The organism is Klebsiella sp. GFKo11 (genome assembly GCF_056490265.1).
On the sequence record NZ_CM151369.1, the window covers coordinates 1,014,163 to 1,035,698 of the forward strand.

At 51.2% G+C, this 21,536-nt stretch carries 21 protein-coding genes and 1 tRNA gene; 15 read left to right on the forward strand and 7 right to left on the reverse strand.

Annotated features, from left to right (window positions below):
• Nucleotides 1–35 precede the first annotated feature (35 nt).
• Genes AC07P6_RS04860 through AC07P6_RS04870 form a run of 3 tightly spaced genes read right to left on the reverse strand, consistent with a single transcriptional unit; the run spans nt 36 to nt 2,841 of the window.
• Nucleotides 36–752, reverse strand: a complete 717-nt coding sequence (locus AC07P6_RS04860) for a DUF554 domain-containing protein (RefSeq protein ID WP_478315763.1) — start codon at nt 750–752, stop codon at nt 36–38.
• A gap of 14 nt (nt 753–766) precedes the next feature.
• Nucleotides 767–1,345 carry a UbiX family flavin prenyltransferase gene (locus AC07P6_RS04865; protein WP_478315764.1) on the reverse strand — a complete coding sequence of 193 codons (579 nt, stop codon included), beginning with the start codon at nt 1,343–1,345 and terminating at the stop codon, nt 767–769.
• Nucleotides 1,346–1,356: 11 nt separating this feature from the next.
• Nucleotides 1,357–2,841 (reverse strand): UbiD family decarboxylase, encoded by a 1,485-nt coding sequence (locus AC07P6_RS04870; RefSeq protein ID WP_304253467.1) that lies wholly within the window; start codon nt 2,839–2,841, stop codon nt 1,357–1,359.
• Between the two features lie 216 nt (nt 2,842–3,057).
• Between AC07P6_RS04870 and AC07P6_RS04875 the strand changes: the two genes are divergently transcribed.
• The 13 genes from AC07P6_RS04875 to AC07P6_RS04935 all read left to right on the forward strand — a co-directional run bounded on the left by AC07P6_RS04875 (nt 3,058) and on the right by AC07P6_RS04935 (nt 14,716).
• Nucleotides 3,058–3,954 carry a LysR family transcriptional regulator gene (locus tag AC07P6_RS04875; RefSeq protein WP_478316940.1) on the forward strand — a complete coding sequence of 299 codons (897 nt, stop codon included), beginning with the start codon at nt 3,058–3,060 and terminating at the stop codon, nt 3,952–3,954.
• An 89-nt stretch (nt 3,955–4,043) separates the two neighbouring features.
• Nucleotides 4,044–4,766: an amidase activator ActS gene (gene actS, locus AC07P6_RS04880; protein ID WP_478315765.1), complete on the forward strand. Its 723-nt coding sequence runs from the start codon at nt 4,044–4,046 to the stop codon at nt 4,764–4,766.
• Nucleotides 4,767–4,846: 80 nt separating this feature from the next.
• A tRNA-Gly gene (locus AC07P6_RS04885) sits at nt 4,847–4,920 on the forward strand.
• A 164-nt stretch (nt 4,921–5,084) separates the two neighbouring features.
• Nucleotides 5,085–6,296 (forward strand): tyrosine-type recombinase/integrase, encoded by a 1,212-nt coding sequence (locus AC07P6_RS04890; RefSeq protein WP_138110035.1) that lies wholly within the window; start codon nt 5,085–5,087, stop codon nt 6,294–6,296.
• Nucleotides 6,297–6,563: 267 nt separating this feature from the next.
• Nucleotides 6,564–6,914 (forward strand): As(III)-sensing metalloregulatory transcriptional repressor ArsR, encoded by a 351-nt coding sequence (arsR, locus tag AC07P6_RS04895; RefSeq protein ID WP_138110036.1) that lies wholly within the window; start codon nt 6,564–6,566, stop codon nt 6,912–6,914.
• Nucleotides 6,915–6,961: 47 nt separating this feature from the next.
• Complete coding sequence (arsD, locus tag AC07P6_RS04900; RefSeq protein ID WP_316430227.1) at nt 6,962–7,324, forward strand: arsenite efflux transporter metallochaperone ArsD; 363 nt, start codon at nt 6,962–6,964, stop codon at nt 7,322–7,324.
• A gap of 16 nt (nt 7,325–7,340) precedes the next feature.
• Nucleotides 7,341–9,092, forward strand: coding sequence for an arsenite efflux transporter ATPase subunit ArsA (gene arsA / locus AC07P6_RS04905; protein ID WP_138110037.1), 1,752 nt, complete (start codon nt 7,341–7,343; stop codon nt 9,090–9,092).
• A 47-nt stretch (nt 9,093–9,139) separates the two neighbouring features.
• Nucleotides 9,140–10,429, forward strand: a complete 1,290-nt coding sequence (gene arsB, locus AC07P6_RS04910; protein ID WP_138110038.1) for an arsenite efflux transporter membrane subunit ArsB — start codon at nt 9,140–9,142, stop codon at nt 10,427–10,429.
• Nucleotides 10,430–10,441: 12 nt separating this feature from the next.
• On the forward strand, nt 10,442–10,867 hold the full coding sequence (gene arsC / locus AC07P6_RS04915) for a glutaredoxin-dependent arsenate reductase (RefSeq protein ID WP_138110039.1): 426 nt from the start codon (nt 10,442–10,444) through the stop codon (nt 10,865–10,867).
• 335 nt (nt 10,868–11,202) lie between these two features.
• Nucleotides 11,203–12,441 carry an IS110 family RNA-guided transposase gene (locus tag AC07P6_RS04920; protein WP_049089368.1) on the forward strand — a complete coding sequence of 413 codons (1,239 nt, stop codon included), beginning with the start codon at nt 11,203–11,205 and terminating at the stop codon, nt 12,439–12,441.
• A gap of 272 nt (nt 12,442–12,713) precedes the next feature.
• On the forward strand, nt 12,714–13,070 hold the full coding sequence (locus AC07P6_RS04925; protein WP_224257214.1) for a MarR family winged helix-turn-helix transcriptional regulator: 357 nt from the start codon (nt 12,714–12,716) through the stop codon (nt 13,068–13,070).
• A complete protein-coding gene (locus tag AC07P6_RS04930) occupies nt 13,012–13,848 on the forward strand; it encodes an NADPH-dependent F420 reductase (RefSeq protein WP_138110050.1) in 837 nt (278 codons plus the stop codon). The genes AC07P6_RS04925 and AC07P6_RS04930 overlap by 59 nt, the downstream gene beginning before the upstream one ends.
• 103 nt (nt 13,849–13,951) lie before the next feature.
• The gene (locus AC07P6_RS04935; protein ID WP_193937842.1) at nt 13,952–14,716 is read left to right on the forward strand and encodes an NADPH-dependent F420 reductase; all 765 of its coding nucleotides are present in this window, start codon (nt 13,952–13,954) and stop codon (nt 14,714–14,716) included.
• A gap of 333 nt (nt 14,717–15,049) precedes the next feature.
• On the opposite strand, the gene AC07P6_RS04940 is transcribed toward AC07P6_RS04935, so the two are convergent.
• Nucleotides 15,050–15,967, reverse strand: coding sequence for a hypothetical protein (locus tag AC07P6_RS04940; protein ID WP_316431116.1), 918 nt, complete (start codon nt 15,965–15,967; stop codon nt 15,050–15,052).
• 416 nt (nt 15,968–16,383) lie between these two features.
• On the opposite strand from AC07P6_RS04940, the gene AC07P6_RS04945 reads away from it, so the two are divergent.
• Both AC07P6_RS04945 and AC07P6_RS04950 read left to right on the forward strand, forming a co-directional pair.
• Nucleotides 16,384–16,962, forward strand: coding sequence for a YagK/YfjJ domain-containing protein (locus tag AC07P6_RS04945; RefSeq protein WP_138110049.1), 579 nt, complete (start codon nt 16,384–16,386; stop codon nt 16,960–16,962).
• A gap of 107 nt (nt 16,963–17,069) precedes the next feature.
• On the forward strand, nt 17,070–17,279 hold the full coding sequence (locus AC07P6_RS04950; protein WP_138110312.1) for a helix-turn-helix transcriptional regulator: 210 nt from the start codon (nt 17,070–17,072) through the stop codon (nt 17,277–17,279).
• Nucleotides 17,280–17,650: 371 nt separating this feature from the next.
• Here the strand turns inward: AC07P6_RS04950 and pntB are convergent, their stop codons facing one another.
• The 3 genes from pntB to AC07P6_RS04965 all read right to left on the reverse strand — a co-directional run bounded on the left by pntB (nt 17,651) and on the right by AC07P6_RS04965 (nt 21,521).
• On the reverse strand, nt 17,651–19,039 hold the full coding sequence (pntB, locus tag AC07P6_RS04955) for a Re/Si-specific NAD(P)(+) transhydrogenase subunit beta (protein ID WP_136455106.1): 1,389 nt from the start codon (nt 19,037–19,039) through the stop codon (nt 17,651–17,653).
• Nucleotides 19,040–19,048: 9 nt separating this feature from the next.
• Nucleotides 19,049–20,575: a Re/Si-specific NAD(P)(+) transhydrogenase subunit alpha gene (pntA, locus tag AC07P6_RS04960; RefSeq protein WP_136455108.1), complete on the reverse strand. Its 1,527-nt coding sequence runs from the start codon at nt 20,573–20,575 to the stop codon at nt 19,049–19,051.
• Nucleotides 20,576–20,660: 85 nt separating this feature from the next.
• Entirely contained in the window at nt 20,661–21,521 is an 861-nt protein-coding gene (locus tag AC07P6_RS04965; protein ID WP_171016400.1) for a beta-keto acid cleavage family enzyme, read from the reverse strand.
• Nucleotides 21,522–21,536 lie beyond the last annotated feature (15 nt).

Sequence of the window (21,536 nt, forward strand, 5' to 3'; positions counted from 1 at the left end):
AATCAAATCATTATGATACGCGACGATAGATTCTATCAGGCAACCAGCGTCGCCCATAAATGGGAGAATGGCATCACCAGAACCAGTCCGGGCAGCATATTGGCGACCGGGAACAGCTTGATGTTACAGATACGCAATCCTGTCGCTACCATCAGCAGCCCGCCTGCGCAGGAGAAATCCGCCATCATTTCAGGCGAGATCATCGGCAGGATAACCACCGCCAGCATCGCTAACGCCACCTGAATAATGACCTGCGGGATAGCGATAGTCATCACCGCGTAACCCAGCAGCGTGGCGAAGATCCCGGCGGTGAACAGATCGAGAATCGTTTTGATGTACAAGATTGACGGGTCGCCGCTCATCCCTTCAGTCATCGCCCCGAAAATGCCGGTGCCGCTGGCGCAAAACAGTACCAGGATAGCGACAAATTTCTCAGTGAACTCTTCGTGGCTCAGGCCCTGCACCGGGGGAAGCACTTTATTGATAAAGCCACGCGTTGAGCCTGCCGCTTTACCGATGCCCTTTTCCAGATGCAGCAGTTCACCGAGAATTGCGCCGATCACCATCGCCAGCACCACGGCGGGCATATATTTCACTTTCAAAACCAACGTAATGCCAAGACCGACGGAGCACAGGCCGAAGGTCATCGGCAGCGCCGTTTTTACGCGATCGGGGAGCTTACCGCCCGCCGCTGCGCCAATAAGTCCGCCAATAATCACGGCGGTTCCATTTACATATGGGCCGATTAACATTGAACAATTTCCGGTTAATTAAAACTTAGCTCGCCCTCGCCCCAGCGAGGGATGTTGTTGACCTCAAGGTCAAACAGGTCGAGCGCGCGATTCAAGCTATGAGTAATGATGTCGTCTGCCGTTTGCGGGCGTTGATAAAGCGCCGGAACCGGTGGGAACAAAATCCCGCCCATTTCCGTCACCGCCAGCATATTGCGAATATGACCGAGGTTGAGCGGCGTTTCGCGGGCCAGCAGCACCAGACGGCGGCGCTCTTTTAGCACCACGTCTGCCGCCCGGGTGAGCAGGTTGTCGGTCAGACAGTAGGCAATGGCACCCAAAGAGCGCATTGAGCAAGGGGCGACCAGCATCCCCAGCGTTTTGAATGAACCGCTGGAGATAGAAGCCCCCAGATTGCCAATGGGATGCACCACGTCAGCCAGCGCCATCACCTCGTCCAACTGATAATCCGTCTCCAGTGCGCAGGTTTTCTCCGCGCCTTTTGAGACCACCAGATGGACTTCAACGGGAAGTGGGCGAAGTAACTCCAGCGCCTTCACACCGTACTGAAATCCTGATGCTCCGCTGATACCAATGATGATGCGTGCCGTCATGGGGGTCTCCTTTATTCGAAATCCGGCAGGAAGCGCTTCACGTCCACGTCTTTAAATTTGGAACGCTGGAAGTTGTGCTTCAGGTGGAACGGTACCGTACAGTCGAAAATGGTTTTGCAGGACATCCCCTGTTGCAGGATGCTCGGGCTGTACTCCGGCACCTGGGACGGGTCGAGCGGGTGGCAGCGCACGCCGGGGATGGTAATGGTGTCGACATCGCCCTGATAGCGGGTTTGCATCGCCCACAGTACGTCGTCGCTATCGAAAATATCCACGTCTTCATCTACCAGAATTACGTGCTTCAGTTCCGGGAAGGCGGAGAAGGCCAGCAGGGCCGCCTGGCGCTGACGCCCTTCATCGGCTGGGGAGAATTTTTTAAATTGCAGCACTGCCAGTAGTTTGCCGCCGCCAGCGGAGTGGGCGAAAACGTTCAGCAGTTTGCCCGGCATCGCGCGTTCCACCATATCCAGAATGCTGGCTTCCGTCGGAATACCTGCCATATTCACATGTTCTTCGCCCGGCCCGACGGTGGTGCGCCAGATAGGGTTGATGCGATGGGTGACCGCTTTCACTTTAATCACCGGGATAGCCTCTTTGGCTTCACCGGTATAGCCCGGGAATTCCGGCATTGCGCGGCCGGTATTGGTGTTCTGATCTTCACGTACGCGCACGTTTGGCAGCAGTTCGCCTTCAATGACGATCTCGGCGTGAGCGATGGCTTTTTCATTGATGGTTTTACACTGCACCATTTCAACCGCTTTGCCGCGCAGCGCGCCCGCAATGCTCAGTTCGTTGAAGCCCAGCGGCGTGGTCGGCGGCTCGAAGCAGGCGGCAATCTCAATGGCCGGATCGACACCGATGCTGATCGAAATCGGCAACGGTTGGCCAGCGGCCTCTGCCTTCATGCGGAAGGCGTCGATATGGCGGCCCGGCGTCAGCCACATGGAGAGTTCGTCGCGGCTCTGTACGCACAGGCGGTGGATGGTGATGTCGGATTCGTGGGTTTCCGGGTCGGAGGCGTAGCACAGGCCCATGGTGATATACGGTCCGGCGTCCTCTTCGGTGTTAGTTGGAGCAGGCAGCAGTTTGCGCAGATCGAAATCGGCATCGCTTGCCAGATGTACCACTTCCTGACATACCGCTGGACCTTGAGCCATCACCGGCGCTATTGCGTTTTCTACCGAATCTTTAAGCAGATGCCCCAGCTTTGCTGATTCGCACTGGAGAAAATGGCTGACGCGCTGGCGGGAGCCGTTGAGGCCAATCGCCACGCTGATATCGTGAAATCCTTTGATTTTGTTAAACACCATCACCGGGCCGTTTTTGCGAGTCGGACGCTGGCAGGTGCCGCCTGCGCCAACGTAGCGATAAACCCCGGAGAGCTCCGCGTGCGGGTCAACTTCAGTATCGGTTTCGACGTATTCGCCGGGAAGGGTTTTCAGGAGTTCGAGCGCTGAGCGTAAATCATGTACTGTTTTGTTATCAGTATTTGCCATGGGATGTTCCTTCAGAAAAGCAGTTTTGCTACCGGCACAATATTTTTCATCGCCCTTTTAAACAAATACCGTTTAGCGGAGGCTCAGTAGATCAAAAAAGTTTATTTTAAGAATGTGTTAACGGATGATTAATCAATATGAGGTGAAGCGGCGCTGGCTTTTTATTTAGCTGCGTAAGTGTGATACTGATAAGAAGATAAATCATGGGTGGCAATGATGGATTTAAAGCGCTTACGTTACTTTTGCCGGGTGGTGGAGCACGGTTCCGTCAGCCAGGCGGCGAAATCACTGAACATGGCTCAGCCGCCGCTCAGCAAGCGGATTCAGGAGCTGGAAGAGGAGCTTCAGGTATCGCTTTTTGTTCGTCGTGGTAACCGCATTGAACCGACTGAAGCCGGCTTTTTTCTTTATCGCAAAGGCTGCGAAATATTACGTCAGGTAGAAGATGCCGCCCGTGAAACAACAGATATCGCACAGAAAAACAGAACTGAATTGCGAATTGGCTTAACGCATCTTTATCAGAATTATTTTAAACCGCTCTTAATGGAGCTATATCGGCGTAACCCTGAAACATCGATAAATATCTCCGTTACCGACTCCAGCCATCTTGAGACATTATTAACAGAAGGCGCAATCGACCTGGCGTTAATACAGCGGCCCTATCGAAGCGAAGGCTTTGATTATGTCTCTTTTGACCCGATCAAGCTGATGGCGGTGATTAATAAAAAATGTCTGTCTGGGCCGCCGTCAAATCCGTACAGTTACACTTCACTGGCGGTGCTGCCGCTGGTGTTGCTGCATCGGGCAAAGGATTCAGGGACTTACGAGATGCTGATGGATCTGTTTCGTAAGTCCGGGGTAAATGCGAAGGTGATTATGCATATTACCCAGCCGGGGGTGATCCTCGACTGGCTCGAATCTGGCCTTGAGGCTGCGACGCTGCTGCCGTCTTCCGAAGTTGATGCTGACAAACTTAGCCAGTGCTACGTGGTGGAGGTATTCCCTTCGCCGCAAATATTCTATCCGTCGCTGGTGAAATTGCCATCCATGTCTTATCTGCCCGCGCTAATGGATATTATCGCCCAGGGATATCCATTTAATACTTCTGGATGAAGGGTTGAGATTGGGGATCGTCCTACGGGCTGGTATGATAATCGCCCCTGGTTTCGAGGTGAGAGTTCGTGTTGAGCGCAGGACGCCTGATGAGAAAACGTTTTTTTATCACCATAATGTTGGTGAGCAGCCTGATCGTCGCAGGGTGCTCCAGTTCATCTGATTCCGGTTCCACGTATACCGTGAAGCGCGGCGATACGCTGTACGCCATTTCGCGCACTACCGGTACCAGCGTCAGGGATCTGGCCCGACTCAACAATATTTCACCGCCCTATACCATTGAAGTAGGACAGAAGCTGAAGCTGAACAGCAGTTCAGGAACCACTGCGAAATCGGGAGCATCCAGCAAAAAATCAGCCAGCCGCACCGCTGCCGTGACGCCATCCTCGGCGGTACCGCAATCATCCTGGCCTCCGGTCGGACAACTCTGCTGGCGCTGGCCAACCAGCGGTAAAGTTGTGTTACCGTATTCATTAAGCGATGGCGGTAATAAAGGTATTGATATCGCCGGGAAGCGCGGCCAGCCGGTTTATGCGTCCGGTGCGGGCAAAGTGGTGTATGTGGGCAACCAACTGCGCGGCTACGGTAACCTGATTATGATTAAACATAATGAGGACTACATCAGCGCCTATGCGCACAACGATAAGCTGATGGTGAATAACGGTCAGAGCGTGAAGATTGGCCAGCAGATCGCCACTATGGGCAGTACGGATGCTGATTCCGTACGCCTGCATTTCCAGATTCGCTATCGCGCGACGGCCATCGACCCGCTGCGCTATTTGCCGCCGCAGGGCAGTAAGCCTAAGTGCTAAAAGGTTATTTTATCGGCAGTTAGCGTAGTTTGGGCTTGTCAGCGAGTGCGTAAGGTCTATAATGGCCCTCGCACTTCTTTGCGGGCGTAGTTCAATGGTAGAACGAGAGCTTCCCAAGCTCTATACGAGGGTTCGATTCCCTTCGCCCGCTCCAAACTCAACTCCCCTGAAGTCTACCAAACTCAATTTCTCCTTGATAAATCAGCAGTTATAGCATTCTATTAGTCTATTGAACTCAATAGTACTCCCCCTGGGTCAAGCTCAATGTGGGGGTATGGGTGGGGGTATAATTGTACCCCCTGCTGAGAGGTACCCCCAATGAAGCTGACTGCTCGTCAGGTTGAAACTGCAAAACCTAAAGATAAGCCCTACAAACTGGCTGATGGTGGTGGTCTTTACCTGCTGGTTAATCCCAACGGTAAAAGATACTGGCGTCTCAAATACCGTTCCCTAGGTAAAGAGAAGCTGCTCGCTATTGGCGTTTACCCCGATGTTTCTTTAGCTGAAGCCAGAAATAAGCGTGAGGATGCAAAAAGGACATTAGCGGCTGGCAACGATCCTTCTCTTGAACGGAAAATTGAGAAACTTAGTCGTCAACAAGACGCTGAAAATTCGTTTGAGGCTATCACTCGCGAGTGGTATCAGCGTCGCTATGATCGCTGGTCTGTCTCCTATCGTGAAGAGATGATGAGAACCTTTGAGAAGGATGTATTTCCTTATATCGGCCACCGACCAATCAAAGATATCAAACCGATGGAGTTGCTTGCTGTTCTTTCAAAGATAGAAGCTCGAGGAGCAACTGAGAAGGTCCGTAAGGTTCGCCAGCGTTGTGGAGAGGTCTGGAAGTATGCCGTTGTGACTGGCAGGGCCGAGTACAATCCAGCACCTGATCTAGCCAGCGCCGTAACTCCTCATGAGAAAGAGCACTATGCTTTTTTAACCCAGGATGAATTGCCAGAGTTTCTTCGGACTCTGAACACCTATGCCGGTAGTGTGCTTGTTAAGATTGCGATGCAATTACTTATTCTGACAGGAGTAAGGCCTGGGGAGTTGAGGCAAGCGGAGTGGCAGGAATTTGATTTTGAGCGGAAGGTTTGGAACGTGCCAGCAGAGCGAATGAAAATGCGCCGACCTCATCTGGTTCCGTTATCAAGCCAGGCAATTGACCTGCTTAATCAGCTTAAACCCATGACTGGAGCAGGAACGTTGCTGTTCCCAGGACGTAATGATCCTAAGAAACCGATGAGTGATATGGCATTAACTGTGTTGGTAAGGCGTATCGGCTATGCCGGGCGCGTTACAGGGCATGGATTCCGCCACACGATGAGTACTATTTTGCATGAGCAGGGATTCAACTCGGCCTGGATTGAGATACAACTGGCTCATGTCGATAAGAACTCGATCCGTGGAACGTATAATCATGCTCAATATTTGGAAGGTCGGCGGGAGATGATGCAGTGGTATGCGGATTACATTGGTAGTATTGGATTATCTGGATTCATAATTGCTTCTTTCAATACAACTGGTTAAGCGGAAAGAAAGGATCACAATCTTAAGTTTGGTACCTCCAAAATGGAGGTACTGACAGTGATTTTTTTTGATATTAGCTCGCGTTAAGCTTTTGGAGAGATCATCTTCTTTGTATAACACTTTAATTCACTAGATTTTAGTGTGTTAGCCGTAATTATTGATCGTTAGCAAAAAAATCCTTCTAAATAACACATGTGTTTTTTCGAATGTGAATATTGATTTTGCTCCTTTTGGGAGTATCCTAACTTCAATAGAACAGGAGGCCAGATGTCACTAACATCCTTAAAACTCTTCAAAAACCTCTCCGATGAAACCCGCTTGGGTATCGTGTTGCTGTTGAGAGAGATGGGAGAGCTGTGCGTGTGCGATCTCTGTACGGCGCTGGAACAGTCACAGCCCAAAATCTCTCGCCATCTTGCAATGCTTCGGGAAAGTGGTTTATTGCTGGATCGCAAACAGGGCAAGTGGGTTCACTACCGCTTATCCCCGCATATTCCTTCCTGGGCTGCTCAGGTGATTGAGCAGGCCTGGTTAAGCCAACAGGACGACGTACAGGCCATCGCCCGTAAGCTGGCATCGGCAAACTGCTCTGGTAGCGGTAAGGCTGTTTGTATCTAAAAAATTTGCCTTAACATATATGATTTTTCGAATGCGAGGTGTTTGGAATGAAAACGTTAACGGTGTTTGACCCGGCAATGTGCTGCAGTACCGGCGTATGTGGCTCAGATGTCGATCAGGTTCTGGTTGATTTCTCTGCAGATGTGCAGTGGCTGAAAGGACGTGGCGTACAGGTTGAACGTTACAATCTGGCACAGCAGCCTATGAGCTTTGTTCAGAACGAGAAAGCGAAAGCATTCCTAGAAGCATCTGGGGCAGAAGGTCTTCCGCTACTGCTGTTGGATGGCGAAACGGTGATGGCAGGGCGATACCCAAAACGTGCTGAGATAGCTCGCTGGTTTGGTATACCGCTAGAGAGGGTAGGGTTAGCTCCCACCAGCAGCTGTGGTGGTAATACTTCCTGTTGCTGATATGTCAGGAGGACATATGAAATTCTTACAGAACATCCCGCCTTATCTGTTTTTTACCGGTAAGGGAGGCGTAGGAAAAACGTCTATTTCCTGTGCGACGGCTATCCGTCTTGCTGAACAGGGTAAGCGGGTTTTGCTAGTCAGTACCGATCCTGCCTCGAATATCGGCCAGGTATTTGACCAGGCTATCGGTAACACCATTCGCCCTGTGACAGCAGTTCCTGGGCTTTCTGCTCTGGAGATTGACCCGCAGGAAGCCGCCCAACAATACCGCTCCAGAATCGTTGATCCTATCAAAGGTCTTCTGCCTAATGACGTTGTTAACAGTATCAGCGAACAGCTTTCAGGAGCCTGTACCACTGAGATTGCGGCGTTCGATGAGTTTACTGGCTTACTGACCGACGCTTCTCTGCTGACCCGCTTTGATCACATCATTTTTGATACAGCGCCGACGGGCCACACGATTCGCCTTCTCCAACTTCCCGGTGCCTGGAGTAGCTTCATTGAAAGCAATCCAGATGGTGCTTCCTGTCTTGGCCCAATGGCCGGGCTGGAAAAGCAGCGTGAGCAGTATGCTCATGCAGTAGAGGTGTTATCCGATCCTGATCGTACCCGACTGGTTCTGGTTGCACGACTGCAAAAATCTACGCTGCAGGAAGTTGCCCGCACCCATGAAGAACTGGCTGCAATTGGCCTGAAAAACCAGTACCTGGTGATTAATGGTGTGCTGCCTAAAGTCGAAGCTGAATATGACGCCCTGGCCGCTGCGATATGGCAACGTGAGCAGGAGGCGCTGGCAAATCTTCCTGCCGGTTTATCCGGGCTACCGACAGATACCTTATTACTCCAACCCGTCAATATGGTTGGCGTGTCTGCATTGAAGGGACTGCTTGATACCCGCTCTGAGGCATTACCGCTCCCGGTAACGAACATCCAGTACACGCCTGAAAACTTATCGCTCTCTGGCCTGGTCGAGGATATCGCTCGCAGTGAGCACGGCCTGATTATGCTGATGGGCAAAGGTGGCGTAGGTAAAACCACGATGGCTGCTGCTATCGCCGTCAGGCTGACGGATATGGGATTTGACGTGCATCTCACGACCTCTGATCCTGCTGCGCACCTGAGTACAACGCTGAATGGCAGCCTCAAAAACCTGCAGGTCAGCCGCATCAACCCACGCGATGAAACCGAACGTTATCGCCAGCATGTCCTGGAGACGAAGGGGAGAGATCTGGACGAAGCACGAAAACGGCTACTGGAAGAGGATTTACGTTCTCCCTGTACTGAAGAAATTGCCGTGTTTCAGGCCTTTTCCCGGGTGATTCGTGAAGCGGGTAAACGGTTTGTTATTATGGATACCGCCCCTACGGGACACACGCTGTTGCTGCTGGATGCGACCGGGGCTTACCACCGAGAGATTGGCAAAAAAATGGGGAGCAAAGGTCATTTTACTACCCCAATGATGCAGCTTCAGGATCCGGATAGAACCAAAGTCCTGCTTGTTACGCTTCCTGAAACCACACCTGTACTGGAAGCGGCAAACCTGCAGGCTGACCTTGAAAGAGCGGGGATTCATCCGTGGGGCTGGATTATCAATAACAGCCTTTCCATTGCGGATACGCGTTCTCCGTTGCTTTGCCAGCGCGCTCATCAAGAACTGCCTCAGATTGAGGCTGTTAAGAATCAGCACGCTGACCGTATAGCGCTTGTTCCGGTGCTGGCGTCAGAGCCCGCCGGTATTGAAAAGCTCAGAGAGTTGATGAGTTAATTTTTTGGCATATACAGGGCGGCAAAGTCGCCCTGTCGGGAGGTTTTATGTTACTGGCAGGCGCTATTTTTGTCCTGACCATTGTTTTGGTTATCTGGCAACCGAAGGGATTAGGGATCGGCTGGAGTGCAATGCTGGGCGCGGGACTGGCTCTGATATCTGGCGTTGTGCATGTGGGGGATATTCCGGTGGTGTGGAATATCGTCTGGAACGCGACGGCGACCTTTATTGCCGTAATTATTATCAGCCTGCTGCTCGATGAATCCGGTTTTTTCGAATGGGCAGCGCTGCACGTTTCCCGCTGGGGTAACGGTCGTGGACGTTTGCTCTTTACGTATATCGTTCTGCTCGGTGCGGCGGTGGCGGCACTGTTTGCCAACGATGGTGCGGCACTGATTCTGACGCCGATAGTCATCGCCATGCTGCTGGCATTAGGGTTCAGCAAAGGCACCACGCTGGCATTCGTCATGGCTGCCGGTTTTATTGCCGATACGGCCAGCCTGCCGCTTATCGTGTCGAACCTGGTGAATATCGTCTCGGCGGACTTCTTTGGTCTGGGCTTCACCGAATATGCGTCGGTAATGGTGCCGGTGGATATTGCAGCCATTGCTGCCACTCTTGTTATGCTGCATCTTTTCTTCCGCAAAGATATTCCGCCGACTTACGACCTGGCTCTCCTGAAAGCACCGGCAAAGGCGATTAAAGATCTGGCAACCTTCAGAACCGGCTGGATAGTTTTAATTCTTCTGCTGGTTGGGTTCTTTGTCCTTGAGCCGCTGGGTATTCCCGTTAGCGCGATTGCGGCTGTTGGCGCTGTGATCCTGTTTGCAGTAGCTAAACGAGGTCATGCCATTAACACCGGTAAAGTGCTGCGTGGGGCACCTTGGCAGATCGTTATTTTCTCGCTGGGGATGTATCTGGTGGTCTACGGTCTGCGCAACGCCGGGCTAACCGAATACCTTTCTGGTGTGCTGAATGTACTGGCGGATAAAGGACTCTGGGCCGCGACGCTGGGTACTGGTTTCCTGACGGCTTTCCTGTCTTCCATCATGAACAACATGCCTACCGTGCTGGTTGGCGCTCTCTCTATCGATGGAAGCGCCGCAACTGGCGTTATTAAAGAGGCGATGATCTACGCCAACGTGATTGGCTGCGATCTGGGGCCGAAAATTACACCTATTGGTAGCCTGGCAACGCTGCTCTGGCTACATGTACTTTCACAGAAGAACATGACCATCACATGGGGATATTATTTCCGTACCGGGATCGTCATGACTCTGCCTGTGCTGTTTGTAACGCTGGCAGCGCTGGCGCTACGTCTCTCTTTCACTTTGTAATGAGATACTGATATGAGCAACATCACCATATATCACAACCCGGCCTGCGGTACGTCGCGTAACACGCTTGAGATGATCCGCAACAGTGGTAATGAGCCGACCGTTATTCATTACCTTGAAAATCCACCGTCTCGCGATGAACTGGTCAAACTTATTGCGGATATGGGGATTACAGTACGGGCGCTGCTGCGTAAAAATGTCGAGCCTTATGAAGAACTGGGACTTGCCGAAGATAAATTTACTGACGACCAGCTAATCGACTTTATGCTGCAGCATCCGATCCTGATTAATCGCCCGATAGTGATGACACCGCTGGGAACGCGTCTGTGCCGGCCTTCCGAAGAGGTACTGGATATTCTTCCGGAAAGTCAGAAAGGAGCGTTTACCAAAGAGGATGGTGAGAAGGTCATTGACGAAACGGGGAAGCGTGTTAAGTAATTTTCCCACTTCAAAATTTCGGACGCCTGTTAACGCTATGTGGGTGCCTGCCTTTCGCTCATAGCAGGCCTCGCAATACTTCAGGAGGTCTGCTTTGTGCCAGGTATAGTCATTCACACCCTGAGAGTTACACTTTTAAGTGATTCAGGGTATGCGCTTACTGGTTACGAATATTGTGCCAGAATCATGTGGTTTGATGATTGCCGCTTTGCTTTCGAGCCAGTAAGTGCTCCACGTTCGCTAACGAATACTCAGGGCATGCAGAAAAACTGCTGACTATATTTCTTTCGAAGAGCGTGGAATGCATACCAATCCTCGATTTAAAGGAGCTGGTGATGACTGCGATTAATCAGTTTGCTGCTCATGTTGGTCTGGACTGGGCGGATAAAAAACACGATGTCTGCGTTCAGTTTAAAAACGGCGAGCGCATATTCCAGGTGGTTGAACACACTCCGGAAGCACTTGATATCTGGCTCAACGAGTTGCACCAAAAGGTGAAAGGCAGGATCGCTATCGCCCTTGAGCTGAAGAAAGGCCCGGTGGTGTATGCTCTCCAGAAGTACCCATTTGTCACTGTTTTTCCTGTGCACGCGTTGTCACTGGCCCGCTATCGGCAGACCTTCTGGCCAAGCGGTGCTAAGGATGATCCACAGGATGCTGAGTTAGCATTAGAGCTAATGCTACGCTATCCCCAAAAAATAAAAGCCATAGAACCCGACAATGGCAATATCCGATTACTTCAACAGTTAGTTGAGCAGCGTCGACTGCTGGTTGAGGACAAACGCCGCTTTGTGAATCGACTCATCAATACGCTAAAACAGTATTATCCTCAGCCCCTGGAGTGGTTCTCACATCGGGGTAGCTTACTGTTGTGTGAGCTGATTATCCGGTGGCCCAGTCTGCAACAACTGAAACGAGCCAGGCGCGACACGATTCGCAACTTTCTGAATGCCAAAGGTGGCCGCGCAATGGCCCTTACCGAGCAACGTGTTGCGAATATTGATAACGCGATCCCATTGACGACAGACCTGAGTGTTATAGAGGCTAATGCTTTGATGGCAACAGCACTGGCGACACAAATTAAAGTCGTGAGTGAAATCATCAAAACCTATGACGAACGAATCGAAACGCTGTTTGACACATTGCCAGATGCTGGGCTGTTCAAATCACTTCCGGGCATGGGGCCGTGTATGGGCCCACGTATGCTTGCTGCACTTGGTGATAACCGTGATCGGTTTAACAGCGCTGAAGAAATTCAAAACTATGCAGGTATTGCACCGGTGACCGAACGAAGTGGCCAGAAATCATGGGTTCACTGGCGATGGCAATGTGCCAAGTTCGTCAGGCAGACCTTTGTTGAATGGGCTGCCAAGACGGTTAATTCATCATACTGGGCCAAACTTTATTACCAGAGACAGCGAGAAAAAGGGAAATCGCATCAATCAGCAATCCGGGCTCTGGCGTTTAAATGGATAAGGATCATTTACCGCTGCTGGAAGACCAGAACCCGCTACGACGAAGCTAAATATTTGCTGACACTGGAAGCGCGAAAGTCGCCCTTACTGAAGCCATAAAAAGCTTGTCGAATGTCTCAGGGCGTGAAGCAGACGTATGTCCATACACACAGGGCTGCAAAGCGTTACACAGGGGCAACAATACAGGTAAGGGTTAACGCACAAATTACCAAGTGAATTTTCTTTGCCGGGCAATAATAAATGTCATAATTTATCTAGCACACTAGATTATCAACCAACATATATTACATATGGCCACTAACAAAGAACGACGTGAGATCGGTACTGAACTGTCATTCGCACTTTACGGTGCCGCGGGCAGGATGAACCGTATGCACAAGCCCTTTCTCGACCCACTTGGGCTGACCTTTCCGCAGTATCTGGTCATGCTTGAGCTGTTTGCCGGCACGCCCCGGTCGGTGGGAGAGCTGGGCAGTAGACTTGGAATGGATACTGGCACAATCACTCCTCTGCTGAAGCGGCTTGAAGCCTCGGGAAAGGTATTCCGTCAGCGTGATCCGGGCGACGAACGCAGGGTTCTGGTGACGCTTACCGAAAGCGGAGAAGCGCTGCGCGAAGAACTCTGGGCTGTGACAGACAAAATCCGCTCGGCCTGCCGACTCAGTAAGGATGAGCTTGCTCAGCTACGCGACACGCTTAACGATTTTGCCCACCCGGCGACAGAATAAACCATCAGTTATCAGTACAACGAGGAATAAAGAGATGAACATTAGCATTATCGGTGCAGGAAATATTGGTGCCACCCTGGCCACAAAGCTTTCAGCAGCAGGTTACACGGTAAAACTGGCTAACTCCAAAGGCCCAGAAACCATTGCTGATATCGCACGTAAGGCCGGCGCGACCGCTGTTACGAGTGAAGATGCCCTCAGGGACGCTGAACTTGTTATTCTTGCCATCCCGTTCACCGCACACAACAGCCTTGCCGGACTACTGAGCTCGCTGCCTGATACCGTGCCGGTTATCGATACATCCAACTATTATCCGTTCCGCGATGGGTCTATTGCAGAGGTTGAAAACGGGATGCCTGAAAGTGTCTGGGCCAGCGCGCGCCTCGGCCATCCCGTCATCAAGGCGTGGAATGCCCTGCTGGCTAAGACACTCTCTGATAAGGGTCTTCCGGAAAATGCCCCGGACCGGATAGCGATCCCTGTTGCAGGCGATGACGAAAGAGCCAAACGGGTTGCCATGGTACTGGTCAGCGAAACAGGGTTTGATGCTGTTGATGCTGGTTCCCTGAGTGAATCATGGCGTCAGCAGCCTGGTTCGCCTGCCTACTGCACTGAACTCAGCGTTGCGGAACTGAAGCTTGCCCTGACGGCTGCAGATAAAAAACAGGCTCAATTAAATCGCGACGCCCTCATGCAGGAGTTTATGTCTGCCAGTGCCCCCCTGAGCCATGAACATATTGTGGCCCGTAACCGGGCGGTCACGTCAAAGCAGGGCTGATTAAAAACGCAGCGTGAGCGCAGCCGTCTCATTAATGGCAGGTACGCCCATTTAATGGCTGGGCAGAGGTCATCTCAGGTATGCAATGACTCAGGAGAAAAATATGACTTATCCTTCCCCACTCAAAATAGGCATTCTCGGCACGGGCCATATAGGAAAAACGCTGACCCGCAGGCTCTCTGCAGCCGGACATCAGGTAAAAGTAGCTAACTCACGTGGCCCGGAGACAATCGCTCCCGAAACGCTGGCAACAGGCGCAACACCTGTAAAGGCGGTAGACGCGGTCAGCGATGTTGATGTGATTATTCTTTCCATGCCGCTCAGTCGCCTGCCTCAGATTGCCCCGGTAATCCGGCACCTTCCTGACAGCGTTATTGTGGCAGACACCTCAAACTACTATCCCCACCGGGACGGGAAAATTGATGAAATCGAAGCTGGCCAGCCAGAAAGCCTCTGGGTGTCTGATCTGCTGGGCCGGGGTGTGATAAAGGCCTGGAATGCGATTGGTTCCGGATCGTTTGCCTCCAAAGACAGGCAGCCCGGGGCCCCCGACCGGATCGCCATACCGGTAGCCGGGGATAATGAGGCAGATCGTAAATTGATAATGCAACTGGTCTCTGATACCGGCTTTGATGGATATGACGCCGGCACGCTGGCCCTGTCCTGGCGACAGCAGCCGGGCGCACCCGTTTACTGCACAGACCTGCACCATGACGAGATGTCGGCTGCGCTGGCATCAGCACAGGCCTCACGTTTACCAGTGAGAAGGGACCTTTCTGTTGCAGTGATCCAGGAGCGCGTCGGTGACAGCAAGACCAATCCTGATGCTGATTTTGGCGTCCGGTTATCGCGCATAATCTTTATGTGAATATATTATGAATAATTGCAAATCGCTTTGATAATCAGACTTCAAAAAACCTGTCTGGCTTCATGTTAAAGCATTCCGGGCAGGTTAGTTAAGCCCGGTATTCAACCTGCGAACCTTTGCGTTCCAAATGACTGCTTTTCGCTCACAGCGGACCTTCAGCTCAGTCAGCTTGTACGCTTCGAGCCAGAAGTAAAAGTTCTAACTTCCATGCCTCGGCTATGGTGATCTGTACGTAACGGGACAAAAGAGAGACAGCTAGCTATAGAACCTTGGTCGATTAAGATTCATAACAATACTGAGAAATCAGACGAAGAAACCACTGGGATCACAACGCTATTTAGCAGATCGCCGATAAGATTTTGATGACTGCCAGGCATGTTTCATTTTCTCAATAAACTCCAGCTTCTCTTCAGGCTGGACGTTCCACACATCTATAGCCGCAATAATCATGTCATAACGCATAGACGTATTATAAGGGCGAAGATAGCCCGCTATTCGTCCTTTTCCTTTCAGATAGTCCCAGAGATATACTAACTGAGTTTCATCATCACGCGACATCCAATCAAAATCTGTCAGAAAAAAATTGTATTGCTCAAGCCAGCGCTCATGCAGTTTTTTGAAATAAGAGATCTTATCTCCAAGTGAGCATGGAGCTTCATCAATGTACCTCATTATACCGTTGATCAGTTCACGCTCAGTTACCGGAGTGGGGTTGTACAGATAGGTACTTGCTCCCGCGTTCAGATAAAATCGGGAGAAAACACGTTTCGATTTTTTCGAAGCAGTAGCCTGTGGATTAGTTATCAGATCCCAATCAATATCGTCCAAATCAATATTCAAATTAGAGAAATCAAGATTTGTGAAGTTATTATCGTCCATTAAAAGAGAATTAAAACCAGCTGAACAATCGAAGCCATTCCCCAGCCCACCAAGTGTCAACCCTACAGGTAATACTGGATATTCAAAAATATAATGGTGAGCAAACCACGATGCTCTTGGTGTACCTTTGAAACAATCAAAATAATCTTTATCAATTAGTAGCAGCTCAGCCCATTCTTTAAGCGTTTTCCGGCCAACTTTGATCCTGTCCTGATCGCCTAGGAAATGTCGTTCAAGGATCTGAGAGATCAAATGTCGAAACTGATCCGGCGTATCATAAGTACTGCACAGTAACGAGTGATCTGTATTGAAAAAGCTATCCAACATTTTTAGGTACATTATCTCGCAGCGGATCATATCGTAATGCAACATCGCCTTTCCCTCTGTTTCTGACTCCCAAAAACAGATTAGCATGAGTACCTTTTTGGTTGGTGGAGTCGGGTCACAGACCTGAAGGATGACTGATTTTTAACTGATATATTACTGATTTTATTGTGATAATACTCTGACGTTTTACTGCGTTATGCCTGTGATTTTTACTCTAGGATCCTCCTCTGTTCACCTCATTAGAATCGTTCACCAGCAGATATGAACATTTGGGTTTTTAGTATAATTAAGGGGCACTCCCTGTTTCTATACCACCCTGTTCATAGCTCCTTCCCCCCAACAAACAATCCTGCCTGTATTCCCCCAGACACACCATTACCTGTATCTGCCGTATCCCTGCTTCTCTTAAAAATTACATCTCATCCCAATCCTTTGTACTCCACCTGACAAAGGATAAATCAATGCACACACCTTACCCTTTTAATTCCAGATACACAATGAACTGGTTTCTACTGTCTCTGATCAATGACCACCTGAATCAGCTACTGAACCGGTACTCCCGAATACAGGCACTCAGACTCGATCTGTTCTATCAGAAAGGTACAGAGCGCTATAAACGTCATTCATGGAATGAAACCGAGCGAGAGGTGCGCATGCTGGTTGAACGCACCCTGCAGCACACAAATCTGTCAGGGTATTTCTGGGTGCTGGAGAGTTCTGCAGACCACGGATGCCATGCCCATATCGTGTTCTATCTCGACAGGCACCTTAACCAGGCTACCTACCCAATAGCAGAGCGAGCAGGAACAATATGGCGGGAAATAACGCAACGAGAAGGCTATTACAACCGCTGCGAATACAAACCTACTTATGACGTCAGTATTGATAAGCCGGTGAACTACGGTGATACCGAAGCCATCGATAACCTGCGCTACATCATCAGCTACCTTGCCAAAGAAGAGCAAAAGTACGGTCACTATCACTACGGAGCCAGTGAGGTACCGCCGCCCAGCGGACTGGGGCGTCCTCGCACGCTGTAACTCACGTTCTGCACTTTTTTACGTATCAATCCATTGATGTGGAAGGGCTGGTGGTAACGAGCAATCACCCACCAGCTCAGGATAATCCCATAATGGAAGACAGCATCATGACAGAACAAATTTCTTTGCTTGATGACCAACTGGTGGATATGCGCTTCATCACGAAGCTAACGGGGCTGACAGATAAGTGGTTCTACAAGCTTATAAAAGATGGCCAATTCCCAAAGCCCATTAAACTAGGTCGCAGTTCCCGCTGGAAGAAAAGTGAAGTCGAATTATGGTTACAGCAACGCATTGCCGATTCACGTGGCCACTGATATAGCCTACTCTTTCTGAGCTACTCCTTTCCCAATATCCCCATCGTTTAAAGTAGAGTTCAGTCCTAAAATAATTCACGCGATATTATTTATAATAACATAATCGCGACGGCTCTCAGTTCAGAATCTGAAAAGCAGGAGCCCACCTTATCCCTGGCCTATCCATTACTATGTTAAAGATCTGTCATACCGACATATATTACCTCGGGGTGAGCTTCTTATTTTTTAACAATGTGCCAGAACTATCCTGCGCTGAGCGAACAGTGTTGATACTCAATGTAATACTCTGATTCTGACTCGAGCAAAATTTCAGGAGGTGATGTACTCTTCCATCACCCTCTGCAATTCATCCGGTACGTCTAATCAATTAATTAGAGCTGCGCAAGTATCGCCTCTACGCTCGCTTTTGCATCACCAAACAGCATGGTGGTGTTTTCTTTAAAGAACAGGGGGTTCTGTACGCCTGCGTAGCCAGTATTCATCGAACGTTTGAACACCACCACCTGCTGTGCTTTCCACACTTCCAGTACCGGCATGCCTGCGATGGGGCTTCCGGGATCTTCCTGTGCAGCAGGGTTAACGGTGTCATTGGCGCCGATGACCAGCACCACGTCGGTAGCACTGAAGTCGTCATTAATCTCTTCCATCTCCAGCACTATATCGTAGGAGACTTTTGCTTCCGCCAGCAGCACGTTCATATGTCCCGGTAAACGCCCGGCTACTGGATGGATACCGAATCGTACCTTTACGCCTAGCGCAATCAGCCGACTGGTCAATTCCTGTACAGGATATTGCGCCTGGGCTACTGCCAGCCCGTAGCCGGGGGTAATAATGACTGAACGGGCGTTTTTCAGCGCTTCCGCTACCTCCGCAGCGCTGCATTCACGATGTTCGCCCTGTGGGGCACTACCGTCAGATGCCGCACCCTCGCTGCCAAAGCCGCCGGCGATGACGCTGATAAACGCGCGATTCATGGCCTTACACATAATGTAAGAAAGGATGGCCCCTGAAGAGCCAACCAGCGCACCGGTCACGATTAGCAGGTCGTTACTGAGCATAAAACCTGCCGCCGCCGCTGCCCAGCCGGAATAGGAGTTGAGCATTGAGACAACCACCGGCATATCTGCGCCGCCGATTGAAGCAACAAGATGCCAGCCAAACGCCAGTGCAATTAGCGTCATAACACTTAATGCCAGACTCTGCCACAGCAGGTTATTGCTGCACACGAATACGATCATTAAGGTAAAAGAGACCAGCAGAGCCGCGAGATTCATACCGTGTCGGCCTGGCAACATTAGCGGTTTTGACGCAAAGATCCCGCGCAGCTTACCGAACGCCACTACCGAACCGGTAAAGGTTATGGCTCCAATGAAGATCCCCAAAAAGACCTCCACAAGATGGATAACCTTCATGGCCGTGTCATCGAGCGGCGCGTGGTCAAGGTAGCTATTAATACCCACCAGCACAGCCGCGAGGCCGACAAAGCTGTGCAGAATCGCCACCAGCTCCGGCATTTCGGTCATTTCCACCCGCTGCGCGAGAAAGATACCGATGCCACCACCTGCCATCATCGCTACCAGGATCCATGCAAGATTGGCTGCCTGGGGACCGAGGATAGTCGCCGCCAGCGCAATTGCCATCCCGGCGATGCCGAAAACGATCCCTGCTCGCGACGTCTCATGCTTCGATAAGCCTGCAAGGCTAAAAATAAACAACAGCGCGGCAATAATGTAAGCCGCAGTAACAAGACCTCCAGACATAACAACTCCTTAGTTTCTGCGGAACATTTTCAGCATGCGACGGGTAACGTAAAAACCGCCGAAGATATTAATGCTGGCGATAAAAACGGCGATAAAAGCCAGTACGGAGATCCAGCCTCCAAGGCCGATTTGCAGGACCGCGCCGACGATAATGATCCCCGATACCGCATTGGTGACCGACATCAACGGCGTATGCAGGGAGTGATTGACGTTCCACACCACGTAATAGCCCACCACGCACGAGAGGGCAAAGACGGTAAAATGGGCAAGGAAGTCCGCCGGTGCGCGATGCGCAAGCCAGCCAAATAGTGCAATAACCAGCGCCAGAAAAAGGTATGGACGCCACGGTGAAGCGGGTGCGTTTTTTACCGTCTCGGTTGGTACGGTCTTAGGCTGCTGCGGCTGGGCCGAAACCTGAATTGGCGGCGCAGGCCAGGTGATTTCCCCCTCCCGAACCACAGTTACGCCGCGGATAACGACATCATTAAAATCGATGACGATATTGCCGTCTTTTTCTTTACACAAAAGCTTCAGCAGATTGACCAAATTGGTGCCGTAAAGCTGGGATGACTGGGCCGCCAGCCGTGCTGGCAGGTCGGTATAGCCGATGATCTTTACGCCATCATCGCTGGTGATACATTTGCCCTGTACCGTCAGCTCACAGTTGCCGCCGGTCTGAGCGGCAAGGTCGACGATAACGCTGCCGGGTTTCATGCTGGCGACCATCTCGCGGGTGATAAGCCGCGGCGCAGGTTTCCCGGGAATGAGTGCGGTAGTGATAATAATATCGACCTCTCTGGCCTGAGCGGCGAACAGGGCCATTTCTGCCTCAATAAACTCGGCAGACATCTGACGGGCATAACCATCCCCGCTGCCGCTCTGTTCTTCAAAATTAAGTTCCAGAAACTCCGCGCCCATGCTTTGGATCTGTTCTTTGACTTCCGGGCGGGTATCGAAGGCGCGTACAATGGCGCCGAGGCTGCTGGCGGCGCCAATTGCCGACAGCCCGGCAACGCCTGCGCCAATGACCAGCACTTTCGCCGGTGGAACTTTACCGGCAGCAGTGATCTGTCCAGTAAAGAAACGACCAAACTGGTGAGCAGCTTCCACTACTGCCCTGTATCCGGCAATATTAGCCATTGAGCTTAAGGCGTCCAGCGACTGGGCACGAGAAATGCGCGGTACGGCATCCATTGCCATCACCGTCACCCCGCGGGCGGCGAGTTTCGCCATTAGCTCGGGGTTCTGTGCAGGCCAGATGAAACTGATTAACGTGCAGCCTGGGCGCAAAAGAGGAATTTCATCCGCAAGAGGCGCATTAACTTTCAGGATAATATCGCTCTGCCAGACCTCATCCTGCGAACACAGCGTTGCACCTGCGGTCTGCCATGCATCATCAGTAATATTTGCCGCTGCACCCGCGCCGCGGGCGATGGAGATCGTAAAGCCCAGCTTCAGCATCTGTTCAACGGTAGCGGGTGTGGCGGCGACCCGCGTCTCACCCGCCAGCTGTTCCCGGGGAATCGAAATATTCATATAAGGGTTCTCGTTCAGATATCGATCGAAAGCGATCGCCTGCACATAAAGAGAGGCGATCGACATTCTGTAAGAAGCTGCGTAATCAGGCGCTAACTAGCTGCTGTCGTATCAGGCCAAGCATGGCGCGGGTCTCATCCGGCGTGGCGATGGTTTTATCCACTTCCGCCGCCAGCCGCTTAACGCGCTCAACGAACCAGGTATTGGATTGCGCCAGTTCACCTTTGCGATAGAGAATGTTGTCTTCCATGCCAACCCGAACGTTACCCCCCAGCGCCAGCGCGGCGAGGACAATCGGCAGGTGACCGCGACCAATGCCCAACGCCGACCAGGTGAAATTATCTCCTAAATGCTGTTTGCAGGTATCGAGCAAGAACATCAGGTTACGCACTTCCGCCGTCATTCCTCCCGGTGCACCGAGGACAAACTGAAAGTGTGGATTCCCCTCGATCAGCCCTTTCTTCATGTAGTACAGGACGTTGTAAATCATCCCGGCATCGAAGATTTCAAACTCCGGCTTCACCTGGCACTCGTTCATGCTGACAGCGAGTTTCTCCAGAAAGCGCGGGCTATTTTCGAATATTGTTGAGTGGGCCCAGTTCATAGTTCCGGCATCGAAAGAGCCCATTTCGGGCCGCAATAACTGGAATGGCTTCATGCGAATTTCGTCGCTCAGTCCAAGTCCGCCGGAGGTCGTCAGATTAATGACGATATCGCAACGCGCGCGTACCAGGCGCACGGTCTCGGCGAATTGATCGAAATCCATCGAAGCCTGACTTTCCTCATCACGCACATGAATGTGAGCAATGGAGGCTCCGGCCTCGCAGCAGCGGACGATTTCATCGGCCTGCTCCTGCGGTGTGAGCGGAATATACGGGGTGTCGCTCTTCTGTGGCCAGGCCCCGGTGCAGGCGACGGTCAGAATAACGCGGTTTTCTACAGACATAATTAACTCCTTGAT